This window comes from Streptomyces sp. NPDC002206 (assembly GCF_053593595.1).
Window position 1 is genome coordinate 177,636 of the sequence record NZ_JBSFCW010000009.1, and the last position, 14,609, is coordinate 192,244.

Sequence of the window (14,609 nt, forward strand, 5' to 3'; positions counted from 1 at the left end):
GCTGAACCCCGCCGGTCTCAGTGACCGGTGGAGCCGCCGTTGTCCCTGCGGTCGAGGGCTCGCTGCAGGGCGGCGGCGGCATTCTGGCGCTCCGACTCGGTCGGGCGGTGGGTGTGACGGACGCGGCGGACAGTCGTCTCGGCCATGGTGGATCGACTCCTTGAGATCGCGAGGATTTCGAGATCGAAAAATCGTGAACGTGATTTCGAGATCGGGATTTCGAGGCGCCGGAAGGGGCGGGGAGCGATGCCGCAGGGGTTGCCTGCATCGGGGCACGTGCTCACGACCGCCAGTCGCTGGATCTAGCGAGACGTTCGGCTTCTACAAAGCTAGGGCAGCCCGGCCGGTCTGTCTCCACAATTACTCGGACTTCCTACTATCTGAGACGGGGGTTTGGCCCCGCCCGCCCGCAGTTCCCGGATCAGGGCCCGCACGGCCAGGGATCGTGCCTGCTCAGGGGTGGTGACATAGCCGACGGACCGAGTCGGCCGTTCCGGTCCGAGAGCGGTGATCTCGACGTTGTCGGGTACTCCCTCCAGGGACAGCTGCGGCATGATCGCCATTCCGAGACCACGGGACACCATCGAGAGCACCGCTCCGTCGTCCTCGGCCTCCACCGTCGCCGCAGGGATCCATTCCTGCGCGGCCCACCAGTCCCGGGTGTACGAGGTGCAGTTCTCCGCCCAGTCGACCAGCGGAAGCGAGCGCGGTGCCGGATGGCCGACCGGGTGCACCAGCGCGTACTCCTCCTCCAGCAGCACCCCGCCGACCAGCTCCTTCGGTACGGGGGAACTCGTCCCGATCGTCGCAATCCCCAGATCGGCGCGCCCGTCGAGCACCTCGCCCGCCGTCCCGCGCCCCATCTCGCGCACCACCCGCACCACCGGTTCGATCCCGGGGTGGCGGGCCCTGAGCCGCTCCAGCGCGGGCGGCAGCAGGAAGAGCGCCGCACTGCGGAAGGCTGCGATCCGCAGCGGTCCGGCCACCGTGTCCGTCCCCGCCGGACCGGCCGCCGCCCCGCGCGCCTCGGCGCCCATCACCTCCAGCAGCCGCAGGATGCGCCGCGCATGGGCGACCGCGCCGACGCCCGCCGGCGTGGGTCTGGCGCCCAGGCGGCCCCGGTCGAAGAGCACAGCCCCGATCCGGCGCTCACTGGTACGTACGGAATGGGAGACGGCGGACTGGGTCATGCCGAGCACCTGGGCGGCGGCGGAGAAACTGCCGGCGTTCTCCACAGCGACGAGTACCCGCAGCTCGTGCGGGGCGAGGTCGGTCATCCGGTCGGTCCCCCGGTCGCTCATGACGTTCCGTGAAAGCTGCTCATGGAAAAGGTCTTTCCATCGACGCAACCCACTGCCGGGCTCATCGATTCCTTCCTAGCGTCACTGCCATGACGACCACGCAGACGATCATCCAGCAGACCGCACGACCCCAGGGTTTCCCGACGGCCGACCTCTTCTCCTTCATCGAGTCCCCGTTGCCCTCCCCCGGCCCGGGCGAGGCCCTGGTGGAGAATCTGTACCTGTCCGTCGATCCGTACCACCGCGAGGAGATGGACGGCGGCTGGGAGCTCGGCACCCCGCTGGAGGGCCGGACCGTCGGGCGGGTGATTGCCTCCCGCGACCCGGCGCTGGCCGAGGGCGATCTGGTCTACCACCGGCACGGCTGGCGCAGCCACGCACTGGTCACGCTCGGCACCCCGGATGCGCGAAAGCTTCCGCGGTACGCAGGTGTGCCGCTCGCCGCGCATCTGTCGATCCTCGGCGGCACCGGGCTGACCGCCTATGTCGCCGTCACGCGGACGCTGGAGTTCCGGGCGGGACAGGATCTGTTCGTCTCGGCAGCGGCGGGCGGGGTCGGCACAGCGGTGGGGCGGATCGCCCGGCTGCTCGGCGCCGACCGGATCATCGGCAGCACGGGCTCGGCGGCCAAGGCCGCCCACCTCACCGAGAACGTCGGCTTCGACGCGGCCTTCGACTACCACGACGGACCCGTCGGCGAGCTGCTGGCGAAGGCGGCGCCCGACGGGATCGACGCGTTCGTGGACAACGTGGGCGGGGACCATCTGGAGGGCGGGATCTCCGCGCTGCGCGACCACGGACGTATCGCCTGGGTGGGTGCGATCACCCAGTACCACTCCGCCGACCGGCCGCCGGCCGCCCCGCGCAACCTGTACGACGTGGTGGGCAGGAGCCTGCGGCTCGAAGGGGTGCTCGTCCGCAACTACCCGCATGTGCAGGACAAGTTGGAGGAGTTCCTCGTCCCGCACCTGCAGAGCGGGCTGATCACACCGGACGTCACGATCGTGGACGGAATCGAGCGGACGGTGGACGGGTTCCTCGGGATGCTGCGGGGCGAGAACACCGGCAAGATGCTGATCCGTACCGGAGCCTGAACCGTCGGACACCCAGGCCCGGACAAGAAGTTGACCGACTGTTCACCATTTCCGCTCCGCACATCTCTGGACCCGGCCGGCCATCGCCGGGACCCTTGCGCTCGGTGTGCCACCGGGGCACACACGTGGCGAAGGCGGACGGATGCGACCGGTCAGTCGGAGAAGCTTTGTGGCACTGGGCGCGGGTGTGGCGGCGGGCGCCGCGATACCCGGGGCGGCCGGACCGGCTTCGGCCGCTGCTGCGGCCACCTCAGCGTCCGGGACCATCACCGATGTGAAGCATGTGGTGATCCTGATGCAGGAGAACCGCAGCTTCGACCATTACTTCGGCAGGCTCAAGGGGGTGCGCGGCTTCTCCGACCGGGCCGCGATCACCCTCCCCGGCGGGCAGCCGGTCTTCAACCAGCCGAACGGGCTCGGCCGCCAGTACCCGTGGAAGCTGAGCGCCACGCCCGCCGCGGGCGGCGCCGACGGCGAGACACTCGCCCAGTGCAACGGCGATCTGCCGCACAGCTGGTCCTCCCAGCACGCCGCGTGGAACAAGGGCCGGCTCGACAGCTGGGTGTCGGGGGTGGGCAACGTCCGTACACTCGGCTACCTCGACCGCGGCGACATCCCGTACCACTACGCGCTGGCCGACAACTACACGATCTGCGACGGCTATTTCTCGTCCACCCTGAGCGCCACCGGCCCCAACCGGACCTATCTGTGGAGCGGCAAGGTCGACTCGTCCAGCCACGACGGCGGCGACGAGTCGGGCCTGACCTGGGAGACGTACGCCGAGGCCCTGGAGCGCGCCGGGGTCAGCTGGAAGGTCTACCAGAACGCGCAGGACAACTATGGCGACAACGGTCTCGCCTACTTCAAGAAGTTCACCGACGCCACCCCCGGCAGCCCGCTGCACGACCGGGGCATGGCATCCGTGCCCGCGACCACCGGCTCGACACCGGACGACATCGCCGCCGCCATCAGGGCCGACACCCTGAACGGCACGCTGCCCCAGGTGTCCTGGGTGGTGGCGAACCAGGCCTTCTCCGAGCACCCCTACGCGCCGCCCGGTGACGGCGCGCACTTCGTCGACCTGGTGTACCGGGCGCTCGCCGCCAGTCCCGAGGTCTTCGACTCGACCGTCATGTTCCTCAACTACGACGAGAACGACGGCTTCTTCGACCATGTACCGCCCCCGGCACCGCCCGCGAACACAGCCGGTGAATTCCTGAACGGCGTCCCGTACGGCCTCGGCTTCCGCGTCCCCATGCTGGTGATGTCGCCGTGGACCCGCGGCGGCTGGGTCAGCTCCGAGGTCTTCGACCACACCTCGGTGCTGCGCTTCCTGGAGACCTGGACCTCGGCCATCGGCAAGCCGGCCGCCTGCCCGAACATCAGCGCCTGGCGCCGCAAGGTCACCGGTGACCTGACCGGTGTCTTCGACTTCGCGCATCCGGTGTACGGAGTGCCGTCGCTGCCCTCCACCGCCAAGGTGATCGGCATCGGCACCTGCGCCCCACTGCCCAACCCGGCCCCACAGACCAACGCGCTGCCCGCACAGGAGCCCGGCACCCGCCCGGCCCGCGCACTGCCGTACCAGACGAACGGGAACCTGGACCGGCTGGAGTTCGGTGCCGCCGGGAAGATCCTGGCCTGGTTCTCCATGGCCAACCAGGGCGCCCCCGCAAGGAGCGCCGCGCACTTCTCGATCCAGCCGACCGCGTACCGCTCGACCGAACCCTGGCAGTACACGGTCGACGCGGGCGGGACCGCGTCCGACTACTTCAACATCGGTACGGGGTACGGGGACGGAAAGTACGACATCACCATGACCGGCCCCAACCGGTTCCTTCGCCGCTTCACCGGGGACGCCACGAAGGCCGGCAAGAGCCTGGAGGTCGCCGCCCGGTACGCCGCCGCACCGGACACCGGCAAGACCGCCATCTGGTTCCGGCTGTCCAACGCGTCCACCGCAGCGGTGAAGTTCACCCTCGGATCGAACAACTACCGTGCCGACAGACCGTGGACGTACACCGTGCCCGCGGGCGGTTCCACGGAGGACTACTTCAACGCCGTCGCCGGGCAGAACGGCTGGTACGACTTCACAGTCACGGCCGACGCGGACAGCACATGGTCGCGCCGGTACACGGGCCACATCGAGACGGGGGCGGCGAGCATCAGCGGCTGACCGGTCAGGACCTGACGGTCACGCCCCCGCGGTCAGGTCCTGCAGGCCCATCGCCCTCAGCAGCTGCAGCCGCGTCTCTCCTGCTTGCAGTGCCCCCGCGGCCCGGGATGCGGGGGCGGTGCGGTGGGTTCCGTCACAGCACATCGCCGTCACGCCAGTCGAAGATCAGCTTCCGGGACGAGGAGGGCAGCGGGCGTCCGGCCGCGCCACGGACGTACGTGCTGCCCTCCTCGTCCGGCAGCGGCACCACGCCGCTCAGCCCCTGCACGCCGATCTGCCCCTGCCAAACCTGCCAGCCGCGCGCCGCGTACAGCGCTGCCCCGGTGTCGGTGGCGGACAGTGCCCCGAAGGCGTACGCCCCGTCGATGACCCGCTCCAGCGCCGTCATCACCCGGTCGCCGAGCCCCTCACGCCGCCGGTCGGCGCGGACCGCCACGCCCTCGACATATCCGATGCGGTACGAGCGGTGGGCGTGGATCACCCGGCGCTGGACGACGCTGCCGTGCGCGAGGAGCCCGCTGCCGTCGCGTGCGTAGGCGTGGATGCCGCCCAGGGTGTGGTCCCAGTCGTCGTCGCTGAAGCCACCCTCGAAGGCGGTGTCGAGGAAGGCGCGGATCCCGTCGCGGGCGGTCGGGGTCAGCTCGTAGGTGTGCACGGTGTGCCACAACGGCTCAGTCATGTCCCCCAGCCTCTCAGGCACCTGTGCCATCAGGGACTCAGCGCGCATTCGAGTAGCTGCCACGTGTCGAAGAGTGGCGCTCCGGACAAGAGTTGGGCCCATGAACGGCCTTTACGCTCTGAAGCCGTGGTACGCGGACCGGTAGTGGGGGCGGATCACCCACCGGGCTCATCCGGCGCGGGCCGTTGTCGGTGGGCGCCCCTACTGTTCATGAGCAGGGGGCCTGCGCACAGCGGCCCGGCGGGAGGGGACGACGATGAGCTTCAGCATGCAGGCACGGGCCGTGCCGGCCGCCGGGCTGCCGCAGGACTTCGCGGGGGTGGCGGCGGTCTTCGCCGACACCGACGACGAGCTCGACCGCCTGGAGACGGATCTGAGCATCTCCAAGGATTTCTCCGAGGTGCACGAGCTGTGCCTCGGCGCACCGCCCGGCCACGGCAGGTGCGAGCTCCCGGTCTTCGGCGGAGACGTCCACGAGGACCCGGCCGGGATCGAGGCGCCGTCGGTCACTCTGGAGGCCTCGGAGGTAGGGGAGGCGGCGGAGTTCCTCCGCACTCATCCGTTCGACGAGCTGTGGCGTGCGGCCGACGAGGGCGTCGGTGCGTACTGGGGATGGCCGGAGGCCGAGGTCCGCGCCGTCTTCGCCGCGCACTACCGGCGGGTGCTGGACTTCTACGGCCGGGCGGCCGAGGCGGGCGACGCGGTGGTGAAGCGGTTCCTGTACTGATGCTTCCCGTCCCGAAGGGCGGAAATGGAATCCGCCCCCGACCGGCTGGGGGAGCCGGACGGGGGCGGGATCTGTGGCGGGGTGCGGGTGCGCCGCACCCCGGAGGGCGTCAGCCCTGGTGGGGGTAGGTGTAGTCGGTCGGCGGGACCAGCGTCTCCTTGATGGCGCGGGTCAGCGTCCAGCGCTGCAGGTTCTGCGGGGCGCCCGCCTTGTCGTTCGTGCCCGAGGCGCGGCCGCCGCCGAAGGGCTGCTGGCCGACGACGGCACCGGTCGACTTGTCGTTGATGTAGAAGTTGCCCGCCGCGTAGCGGAGCTTCTCCATCGTGTACGCGGCCGCGGCGCGGTCGCCCGAGATGACCGAGCCGGTCAGCGCGTAGTCGGAGACCGACTCCATCTGCTCCAGCATCTCGTCGTACTTGTCGTCCTCGTACACGTGGACCGCGAGGATCGGGCCGAAGTACTCGGTCGTGAAGACCTCGTTGGCCGGGTCGGCGCACTCGATGACCGTCGGGCGGACGAAGTAGCCGACCGAGTCGTCGTACGTGCCACCCGCGACGACGGTGCAGGACGCGTCGGCCTCGGCCCGGTCGATCGCGGCCTTGTTCTTGGCGAACGCACGCTCGTCGATGACGGCGCCGATGAAGTTCGACAGATCGGTGACGTCACCCATGGTGATGGAGTCGACCTCGGCCGCGAACTCCTCCTTGAAACCGGAGTTCCAGATGGAGGCCGGGACGTACGCCCGGGAGGAGGCCGAGCACTTCTGGCCCTGGAACTCAAAGGAGCCACGGGTCAGCGCGGTCTTCAGGACGGCGCGGTCGGCGCTGGGGTGCGCAACGACGAAGTCCTTGCCGCCGGTCTCGCCGACCAGACGCGGGTAGGTGCGGTAGTTGGCGATGTTGTTGCCGACCGTCTTCCACAGGTGCTGGAAGGTCGGGGTCGAGCCGGTGAAGTGGATACCGGCCAGGTCGCGGTGGTTCAGGGCGACCTCGGAGACGGCGATGCCGTCGCCGGTCACCAGGTTGATGACGCCCTTGGGCAGACCGGCCTCCTCCAGGAGCTGCATCAGCAGCACGGCGGAGTGGGTCTGCGTGGGGGACGGCTTCCACACCACGACGTTGCCCATGAGAGCGGGGGCGGTGGGCAGGTTGCCCGCGATGGCCGTGAAGTTGAACGGCGTGATCGCGTAGACGAAGCCCTCCAGCGGGCGGTGGTCCATGCGGTTCCACACACCCGGGGAGTTGGCCGGGGGCTGCTCGGCCAGGATCTGGCGCGCGTAGTGCACGTTGAAGCGCCAGAAGTCGACGAGCTCGCACGGGGTGTCGATCTCGGCCTGCTGGGCGGTCTTCGACTGGCCGAGCATGGTCGAGGCGGCCAGCGTCTCGCGCCAGGGGCCGGACAGCAGCTCGGCGGCGCGCAGGATGATCGCGGCGCGGTCGTCGAACGACATCGCACGCCACGCCGGGGCGGCGGCGAGGGCGGCGTCGATCGCGTCCCGCGCGTCCTGCTCGGTGGCGCCGGCGAACGTGCCGATGACGGCCTTGTGGTTGTGCGGCTGTACGACGTCGAAACGCTCGCCGCCACCCATCCGCTTCTCGCCGCCGATGGTCATCGGCAGGTCGATCGGGTTCTCGGCGAGCTCCTTGAGCTTCGCCTCCAGACGGGCGCGCTCCGGGGAACCCGGGGCGTAGGAGTGGACCGGCTCGTTGACCGGCGCGGGGACCTGGGTCACAGCGTCCATGAGTGCCTTGTCTCCTTGCTTCAGCGGGGTGGGGGGCAGCGGGGCGGGCGGGTCAGCCCTTGGTGAGGATGGAGCGGGCGAAGAACAGCAGGTTGGCCGGCTTCTCCGCAAGACGGCGCATGAAGTAGCCGTACCAGTCGGTGCCGTACGCGGTGTAGACACGCATCCGGTGGCCCTCGGCCGCGAGCCGGATGTGCTCGTCGCTGCGGATCCCGTAGAGCATCTGGAACTCGTACTCGTCCAGTTTGCGCCCGGCCTTGCGGGCGAGCTCCTGCGCGATGGCGATGAGCCGCGGGTCGTGGGACCCGATCATCGGGTAGCCCTCGCCCTCCATGAGCGTCTTCAGGATGCGGACGTACGCCCTGTCGATCTCGGCCTTGTCCTGGTACGCCACGGAGGCGGGCTCCTTGTAGGCGCCCTTCACGATGCGCACGCGGCTGCCGGCGGCGGCGAGGCGGCGGGCGTCGTCCTCGGTGCGGAACAGGTAGGCCTGGATGACACAGCCGGTCTGCGGGAAGTCCTTCCGCAGCTCCTCGTGGATGGCGAACATCGAGTCGAGGGTGGTGTGGTCCTCGGCGTCCAGGGTGACCGTGGTGCCGATCGCGGCGGCGGCCTCGACGACCGGGCGGACGTTGGCGAGTGCCATCTCGTGGCCGCCCTCCAGGGCCTGGCCGAACATCGAAAGCTTGATGGACATCTCGGCCCTGGTGCCCAGGCCGAGGTCCTTCAGGCGGTCGATCAGCTCCAGGTACGCGTCGCGCGCGGCGGTGGCCTGCTCGGGCGTCGTGATGTCCTCGCCGACGACGTCGAGGGTGACCTCGAGGCCCTTCCCGGTGGCGTCCTTGATGATCGGGACGACCTGCTCGACCGTCTCGCCGGCGATGAACCGGTCGACGACCTGCTTGGTCCCCGGAGCAGCCGAAATGAAACGGCGCATCTTGTCACTGCGCGACGCAGCGAGGATCACGGGAGCCAGCACGGGGCACCTCCAACGGAAAGATATGAACGAGGGCCGTACCGGCAGGAACTGAATCAGACCGGTACAGCACGGAGAACCACCGTGAAATCTAAGGATCCCTCCGATCCTGTGCCATCGACAGCTGTCACGCATCCATGCCCTGGATCTCAGACATATGTCTGAAGAGGTGGGAGAATGGCCGGGTGAAGGGCGATTACCAGGAGCTGGTCGACGAGATCTCCGCGCTGCTCGGCGCCCCCGCGACGCTGGAGAACCGGGACTTCGGTCTGGTCGCCTTCGGGGCGCACGACAGCGACGACGACATGGCGATGGACCCGGTCCGCACCCGGTCGATCCTCACCCGTCGCTCCACACCCGCGGTCCGCGCCTGGTTCGAGGGCTTCGGCATCGCCCGCGCCACCGGCCCGGTCCGCATCCCCGCCGCCCCGGAGGCCGGGGTGTTCCGCGGCCGGATCTGCCTGCCGGTACGCCATCGGGGCGTCGTGCTCGGCTACGTATGGCTGCTCGACGCGGACCCCGGGCCGACCGACGGACAGCTGACCGCGGCGATGGACGTGGCGGCCAGGATCGGGGCGCTGCTCTCCGACGAGGCGCGGGCCGGCGCGGATCTGTCCCGGGAGTTCGGCGCGGTGCTGACGGCCGACCGCGGCTGGCAGCGGGACATGGCGGTGGCCGCGCTGCGGGAGGCGCTGGGCCCGGACTCGGACGGGCTGCACACGGTGGTCTGTGTGACCCCGTGGCCGGACGAGACCCCGTCGGCCCGTACGGTGCCGTCCGCGGCGGCGTTGACCACGGTCCCGTCACCGGCGGGGGCGGGCACCCTGTCGCTGGCCGCACTGATCCGGCTGCGCTCCCCCGACGTACTGGACCCGGCGACGGCGGCGGCGGACCGGCTGCGCACCACCGCGGGACGGACCGCCACGGCCGGGGTCGCGGTCCCGCGCCGGGGCCTGCCGGAGCTGGCCGCGGCCTGGCACGAGGCCTCGGCGGCGGCCCGCGCGGCGGCTGCGGAGTCGCGCTTCGGCCCGGTCGCCGACTGGTCGGCCATCGGCCCGTACCGCCTGCTGACCGCGCTCCCCCCGACGGTGGACACCACCCCGGACCCCGCGGTGCGCCCCCTGCTCACCCCGCCGCACACGGACCTGGCCCGCACCGCCGAGGTGTTCCTCGACTGCGCGGGCCAGGCGAGCCGCACCGCGGCCGAACTCGGCATCCACCGCCAGACGCTGTACTACCGGCTGTCCCGGGTCGAGCAGCTCACCGGTCTGGATCTGAACGACGGCGAGGACCGGCTGCTGTTGCACTTGGCGCTGAAGAGGGCGCGGCTCTAGGGGGGCAGGACGTCCTCGGCGGACGCCCTCTGGGGCAAGGCCGGAGAGCGCCGCCGTCAGTGGGCCACCCGCTCGTCCGTGCCCGCCACCTTCGCGGTGCTCAGAGCGATGCGGTTCCAGGTGTTGATCGTGAAGATCAGGGCCAGCAGCCCGGCCAGCTCGGGCTCATCGAAGTGGGCCGCCGCTCGGGCGTAGACGTCGTCCGGGACGCCGCCGCGGGAGACCAGGGTGACGGCCTCGGTGAGCGCGAGTGCCGCCTGTTCCTTCTCCGTGAAGAAGTGGGCGGCCTCCGGCCAGACGGCGACCATGTGCAGCCGCTCCTCGCTCTCACCCGCCTTGCGGGCGTCCGTGGTGTGCATGTGCAGGCAGTACGCGCACCCGTTGAGCTGCGAGGACCGGATCTGGACCAGTTCGACGAGCGCAGGGTCCAGGCCCTGCCGCGCGGCGGCGTCGAAGCCGATGAGGGCCTTGAACGCCTTCGGGGCGGCCTTGGCGAAGTTGACTCGGGCGGTTCGGGTGACTGCTTCGCTGTTCGTCATGATCACTACGCTACGGAGCCGGGCGACCTCGCGTAGGGTGCATTCCGATGTCGGAATCATGGGTCAATTCGGCGGAGCGGATCGGCAGTGACCTGCTGCTGGAGCTGGCAGGACCCGGCAGCCGCCGGTCCGTTCTCATCCGCGCGCTGCGCGACGCGGTCCGGGCGGGACGGCTGCCACCCGGCACCCGGCTGCCGCCCTACCGCTCGCTCGCCGCCGACCTCGGCCTGGCCCGTAACACCGTCGCCGACGCCTATGCCGAACTGGTCGCCGAGGGCTGGCTGACCGCCCGTCAGGGGGCCGGCACCCGGGTCGCGCACCGCGCCGCTGCCGCCGCCCCTGCCCGGATCCCGAAGAAGGCGCCGTCCCGCCCGGCCCCGCCCGTGCACAACCTTCGTCAAGGGCAGCCGGACGCCGCGTCCTTCCCCCGTACCGCATGGCTCGCGGCCTCCCGCCGCGCCGTGAACGCCGCGCCGAACGACGCCTTCGGCCCCGGTGATCCACAGGGTCGCATCGAGCTGCGCCGCGCGCTGTCCGGCTATCTGGCGCGCGTCCGCGGGGTGCGCTGCTCCCCCGAACGGATCGTGATCTGCTCCGGCTTCGCGCACTCCCTTCGGCTGCTGTTCGGCGGCGGTGCGCTGCGCGGCCCGCTGGCGGTGGAGTCGTACGGGCTCGCTTTCCACCGTTCGCTGCTGGTCGCCGCCGGGGTCCGTACGGTCCCGCTGGCGCTCGACGAACACGGGGCCCGCACCGGCGAGTTGACCGGACTGCCGGGTGTACGGAGTGTGCTGCTCACCCCGGCCCACCAGTTCCCGACGGGCGGTCCGCTGCACCCGGAGCGGCGTACGGCCGTGGTCGACTGGGCCCGTACCCGCGGCGGGCTGGTCCTGGAGGACGACTACGACGGGGAGTTCCGTTACGACCGCGAGCCGGTGGGCGCCGTCCAGGGCCTCGATCCGGACCGGGTCGTCCACCTCGGCTCCGTCAGCAAGAGCCTCTCCCCCGCCATTCGCCTGGGCTGGATGGTGCTGCCCGAGCACCTCGTCGGAGCCGTGCTGGCCGCCAAGGGGGAACGCGAGGGCTGGGCGAGCGTCCTGGACCAGCTCGCGCTCGCCGACTTCATCGAATCCGGCCACTACGACCGGCACATCCGCCGGATGCGGCAGCGCTACCGGCACCGCCGTGACCAGCTGGTCGCCGCCCTGGCCGCACACGCCCCGCACATCACGCCCACCGGTATCGCCGCCGGACTGCACGCCGTCCTGCGGCTGCCGCCCGGCACCGAACGCTCCACCGTCAAGGCCGCCGCCTGGCAGGGCCTCGGCCTCGACCCGCTCGCCGACTTCCGTCATCCGGCCGCCACCATGCCCGCCGAGGACGGCCTGGTCGTGGGCTATGCGACGCCGCCGGACCATGCGTACGGCGCGGCCCTGGAGGCGCTGTGCCGGGCCTTGCCACCGCCCGGCGCCTGACCACCGGGCGGGGTCTGTCACATCTCAGCCCCCGGCGACGGAGGACGCAGCGTGGCCGCGACCACGCAATCGCCTACGACACCCGCCCCTCGAGCACCGCCTTCAGACCGTCCGTCAGGTCCTGCGCCGACGGCGCCGAGTCGCGGTCGATCATCCACTGCACCATCACGCCTGCCAGCAGCGCCTGGCAGAACAACCCGGCGACCCGCGCCCGCTCCGGGTCGGTCTCCGGGTCGATGCCCAGCATGTTCTCGGCGAGCCCGTCCCGGCCTTCGCGCTGCGGGGCCGCCAGGGCCTTCTGCAGCTCGGGGTCGGAGTCGACCCGGGACACGACCTCCATCTGGAGTTGCCAGACGGCACGTGTCCGTTCGTAGCTGCCGATCACCCGCTCCCAGACGTCGCGGAACTGGTCGAGAGGCGCCTGGGGGAAACCGTCGCCGTTCCCGGCCTCATCCGGCTGCTTGGTGAGCAACTCGCCCCACTCCTCCGTCACCTTGAGGAAGGCAAGGTTCAGCAGGGCCTCCTTGGAGCCGTAGTGGTAACCGATGGAGGCGAGGTTGGTGCCGGAGGCCGCGACGATGTCGCGTGCCGTCGTCCGGGCGTACCCCTTCTCCAGCAGGCAGCGCTTGGCGCCTTCGAGCAGATCCTCACGGTGTCCCATGAAAGCAGCGTACCCGGCATGCAGACGTTTGTGTAAGACGCACGTCTACATGCCGGGTACGCCGGCCCGCACAAGGTTTGCGATCAGTCGCTGAGGTTCACCGAGCGGGCCGAGGTCGCGCCGATCTCCTCGGCGATCTCGCTCAGTACCGCTGCCGGGACGTCGTCGTCGACGGTGAGGACGACCAGTGCCTCGCCGCCCGCGGCCGCCCGCGAGACCTGCATGCCGGCGATGTTGAGACCGGCCTCGCCGAGAATCTTGCCGACCGCGCCGACGACACCGGGACGGTCCTCGTACCGCAGGACGACCATGTGGTCGGCGAGCGCCAGGTCCACATCGTGCTCGCCGATCGCGACGATCTTCTGGAGGTGCTTGGGCCCGGCCAGCGTGCCGGAGACCGCCACCTCCTCGCCGCTCGCCAGCGTGCCGCGGACGGTCACCACATTGCGGTGGTCCGGCGACTCGGAGCTGGTGGTGAGGCGGACCTCGACACCGCGCTCCTGCGCGAAGAGCGGGGCGTTGACATAGGACACCGTCTCGTCGACGACGTCCTCGAAGACGCCCTTGAGCGCGGAGAGTTCGAGCACCTTGACGTCGTGCTGGGTGATCTCGCCGTACACCTCGACATCGAGGCGGGCCGCGACCTCACCCGCGAGCGCGGTGAAGATCCGGCCGAGCTTCTCGGCGAGCGGCAGGCCGGGACGTACGTCCTCGGCGATGACGCCGCCCTGCACGTTGACCGCGTCCGGCACGAGTTCACCGGCGAGCGCGAGGCGGACGGACTTGGCGACCGCGATGCCCGCCTTCTCCTGCGCCTCGTCGGTGGAGGCGCCGAGGTGCGGGGTGCAGACGACCTGGTCGAACTGGAACAGCGGGGAGTCCGTGCAGGGCTCCTTCGCGTACACGTCGAGACCGGCGCCGGCGACGCGGCCCTCCTTGAGGGCGGAGGCGAGCGCCTCTTCGTCGACGATGCCGCCGCGCGCGGCGTTGACGATCCGCACCGAGGGCTTCACCTTGTGCAGCGCCTCGTCGCCGATCAGGCCGAGCGTCTCGGGGGTCTTCGGCAGGTGCACGGTGATGAAGTCGGAGACTTCCAGCAGCTCGTCCAGGGTGAGGAGCTTGACGCCCATCTGCGCGGCGCGGGCCGGCTGCACATAGGGGTCGTACGCGACGATCTTCATGCCGAAGGCCGACATGCGCTGCGCGACCAGCACGCCGATGCGGCCGAGGCCGACGACACCGAGGGTCTTCTCGCTCAGCTCGACGCCGGTGTACTTGGAGCGCTTCCACTCGCCGTTCTTGAGGGCGGTGTTGGCCTGCGGAATATTGCGCGCGGTGGCGACGAGGAGACCGCAGGCCAGCTCGGCGGCGGTGACGATGTTGGACGTCGGGGCGTTGACGACCATCACGCCGGCCTTGGTGGCCGCGGAGACGTCGACGTTGTCCAGACCGACGCCCGCGCGGGCGACGACCTTCAGCTTCTTCGCGGCGGCGACGGCCTCGGCATCGACCTTGGTGGCGGAGCGCACCAGGATGGCGTCGACATCTGCGATCGCGGGGAGGAGTTCGGCGCGGTCCGCGCCGTTGCAGTGCCGGATGTCAAAATCCGGCCCCAGGGCGTCAACCGTGGCAGGCGACAGCTCTTCAGCGATGAGTACGACAGGTTTCGAGCTCACGTGAGTCCTCACAGGTCCAGTGCGGACGGCCGTCCCGACGGCCGCAGGCGGTGGAGGGGCTTGCCGCGTGGAAGACGCACGACACTGTGGGCCTGACGCGTGTATGTGTGGAGAAGTGTAGTCATGCGCGAGTGCGCATTCTGCGCCCCGATGGAAGGATCACCCACATGGGGCTGGACGACTTGTACACACGTACGGCGCCGCTTTCTTCCAGCGGTGATGCGGGGGATGCG

At 70.5% G+C, this 14,609-nt stretch carries 13 protein-coding genes; 5 read left to right on the forward strand and 8 right to left on the reverse strand.

Features of this window, described 5'->3' with window-relative positions; genetic code table 11:
- Positions 1-17: 17 nt before the first annotated feature.
- Together ACWCP8_RS19320 and ACWCP8_RS19325 are read right to left on the reverse strand one after the other, a co-directional pair.
- Positions 18-146: a hypothetical protein gene (locus ACWCP8_RS19320; protein WP_093772350.1), complete on the reverse strand. Its 129-nt coding sequence runs from the start codon at positions 144-146 to the stop codon at positions 18-20.
- 183 nt (positions 147-329) lie between these two features.
- Positions 330-1,277: a LysR family transcriptional regulator gene (locus ACWCP8_RS19325; RefSeq protein ID WP_451117167.1), complete on the reverse strand. Its 948-nt coding sequence runs from the start codon at positions 1,275-1,277 to the stop codon at positions 330-332.
- A gap of 113 nt (positions 1,278-1,390) precedes the next feature.
- On the opposite strand from ACWCP8_RS19325, the gene ACWCP8_RS19330 reads away from it, so the two are divergent.
- Both ACWCP8_RS19330 and ACWCP8_RS19335 read left to right on the forward strand, forming a co-directional pair.
- Positions 1,391-2,395, forward strand: a complete 1,005-nt coding sequence (locus ACWCP8_RS19330) for an NADP-dependent oxidoreductase (protein WP_451117082.1) — start codon at positions 1,391-1,393, stop codon at positions 2,393-2,395.
- A 142-nt stretch (positions 2,396-2,537) separates the two neighbouring features.
- The gene (locus ACWCP8_RS19335; protein ID WP_451117084.1) at positions 2,538-4,571 is read left to right on the forward strand and encodes a phosphocholine-specific phospholipase C; all 2,034 of its coding nucleotides are present in this window, start codon (positions 2,538-2,540) and stop codon (positions 4,569-4,571) included.
- 133 nt (positions 4,572-4,704) lie between these two features.
- Here the strand turns inward: ACWCP8_RS19335 and ACWCP8_RS19340 are convergent, their stop codons facing one another.
- On the reverse strand, positions 4,705-5,250 hold the full coding sequence (locus ACWCP8_RS19340; RefSeq protein WP_352263041.1) for a GNAT family N-acetyltransferase: 546 nt from the start codon (positions 5,248-5,250) through the stop codon (positions 4,705-4,707).
- A 256-nt stretch (positions 5,251-5,506) separates the two neighbouring features.
- Between ACWCP8_RS19340 and ACWCP8_RS19345 the strand changes: the two genes are divergently transcribed.
- The gene (locus ACWCP8_RS19345) at positions 5,507-5,977 is read left to right on the forward strand and encodes a DUF1877 family protein (protein WP_451117087.1); all 471 of its coding nucleotides are present in this window, start codon (positions 5,507-5,509) and stop codon (positions 5,975-5,977) included.
- 109 nt (positions 5,978-6,086) lie between these two features.
- Here ACWCP8_RS19345 and pruA read toward each other — a convergent pair whose 3' ends face one another.
- Positions 6,087-7,718, reverse strand: coding sequence for an L-glutamate gamma-semialdehyde dehydrogenase (gene pruA, locus ACWCP8_RS19350; protein ID WP_352263038.1), 1,632 nt, complete (start codon positions 7,716-7,718; stop codon positions 6,087-6,089).
- 52 nt (positions 7,719-7,770) lie between these two features.
- Positions 7,771-8,697, reverse strand: a complete 927-nt coding sequence (locus tag ACWCP8_RS19355; protein ID WP_352263036.1) for a proline dehydrogenase family protein — start codon at positions 8,695-8,697, stop codon at positions 7,771-7,773.
- A 182-nt stretch (positions 8,698-8,879) separates the two neighbouring features.
- Here ACWCP8_RS19355 and ACWCP8_RS19360 point away from each other — a divergent pair, with 182 nt between their 5' ends.
- Positions 8,880-10,028, forward strand: a complete 1,149-nt coding sequence (locus ACWCP8_RS19360) for a PucR family transcriptional regulator (protein WP_352263034.1) — start codon at positions 8,880-8,882, stop codon at positions 10,026-10,028.
- Between the two features lie 56 nt (positions 10,029-10,084).
- On the opposite strand, the gene ACWCP8_RS19365 is transcribed toward ACWCP8_RS19360, so the two are convergent.
- Complete coding sequence (locus ACWCP8_RS19365; RefSeq protein WP_382835925.1) at positions 10,085-10,567, reverse strand: carboxymuconolactone decarboxylase family protein; 483 nt, start codon at positions 10,565-10,567, stop codon at positions 10,085-10,087.
- A gap of 47 nt (positions 10,568-10,614) precedes the next feature.
- Here ACWCP8_RS19365 and pdxR point away from each other — a divergent pair, with 47 nt between their 5' ends.
- On the forward strand, positions 10,615-12,039 hold the full coding sequence (gene pdxR, locus ACWCP8_RS19370) for a MocR-like pyridoxine biosynthesis transcription factor PdxR (protein WP_352263032.1): 1,425 nt from the start codon (positions 10,615-10,617) through the stop codon (positions 12,037-12,039).
- A gap of 73 nt (positions 12,040-12,112) precedes the next feature.
- Here the strand turns inward: pdxR and ACWCP8_RS19375 are convergent, their stop codons facing one another.
- Together ACWCP8_RS19375 and serA are read right to left on the reverse strand one after the other, a co-directional pair.
- Positions 12,113-12,700, reverse strand: coding sequence for a TetR/AcrR family transcriptional regulator (locus ACWCP8_RS19375; protein ID WP_352263030.1), 588 nt, complete (start codon positions 12,698-12,700; stop codon positions 12,113-12,115).
- An 83-nt stretch (positions 12,701-12,783) separates the two neighbouring features.
- Entirely contained in the window at positions 12,784-14,376 is a 1,593-nt protein-coding gene (serA, locus tag ACWCP8_RS19380) for a phosphoglycerate dehydrogenase (RefSeq protein WP_267001538.1), read from the reverse strand.
- Between the last annotated feature and the right edge of the window lie 233 nt (positions 14,377-14,609).

Coding starts and splice junctions, on each gene's coding strand:
- ACWCP8_RS19320 (WP_093772350.1), bottom strand. CDS start 146: ATGGCCGAGACGACTGTCCGCCGCGTCCGTCACACCCACCGCCCGACC.
- ACWCP8_RS19325 (WP_451117167.1), bottom strand. CDS start 1,277: ATGACCGACCTCGCCCCGCACGAGCTGCGGGTACTCGTCGCTGTGGAG.
- ACWCP8_RS19330 (WP_451117082.1), top strand. CDS start 1,391: ATGACGACCACGCAGACGATCATCCAGCAGACCGCACGACCCCAGGGT.
- ACWCP8_RS19335 (WP_451117084.1), top strand. CDS start 2,538: ATGCGACCGGTCAGTCGGAGAAGCTTTGTGGCACTGGGCGCGGGTGTG.
- ACWCP8_RS19340 (WP_352263041.1), bottom strand. CDS start 5,250: ATGACTGAGCCGTTGTGGCACACCGTGCACACCTACGAGCTGACCCCG.
- ACWCP8_RS19345 (WP_451117087.1), top strand. CDS start 5,507: ATGAGCTTCAGCATGCAGGCACGGGCCGTGCCGGCCGCCGGGCTGCCG.
- pruA (WP_352263038.1), bottom strand. CDS start 7,718: ATGGACGCTGTGACCCAGGTCCCCGCGCCGGTCAACGAGCCGGTCCAC.
- ACWCP8_RS19365 (WP_382835925.1), bottom strand. CDS start 10,567: ATGACGAACAGCGAAGCAGTCACCCGAACCGCCCGAGTCAACTTCGCC.
- pdxR (WP_352263032.1), top strand. CDS start 10,615: ATGTCGGAATCATGGGTCAATTCGGCGGAGCGGATCGGCAGTGACCTG.
- ACWCP8_RS19375 (WP_352263030.1), bottom strand. CDS start 12,700: ATGGGACACCGTGAGGATCTGCTCGAAGGCGCCAAGCGCTGCCTGCTG.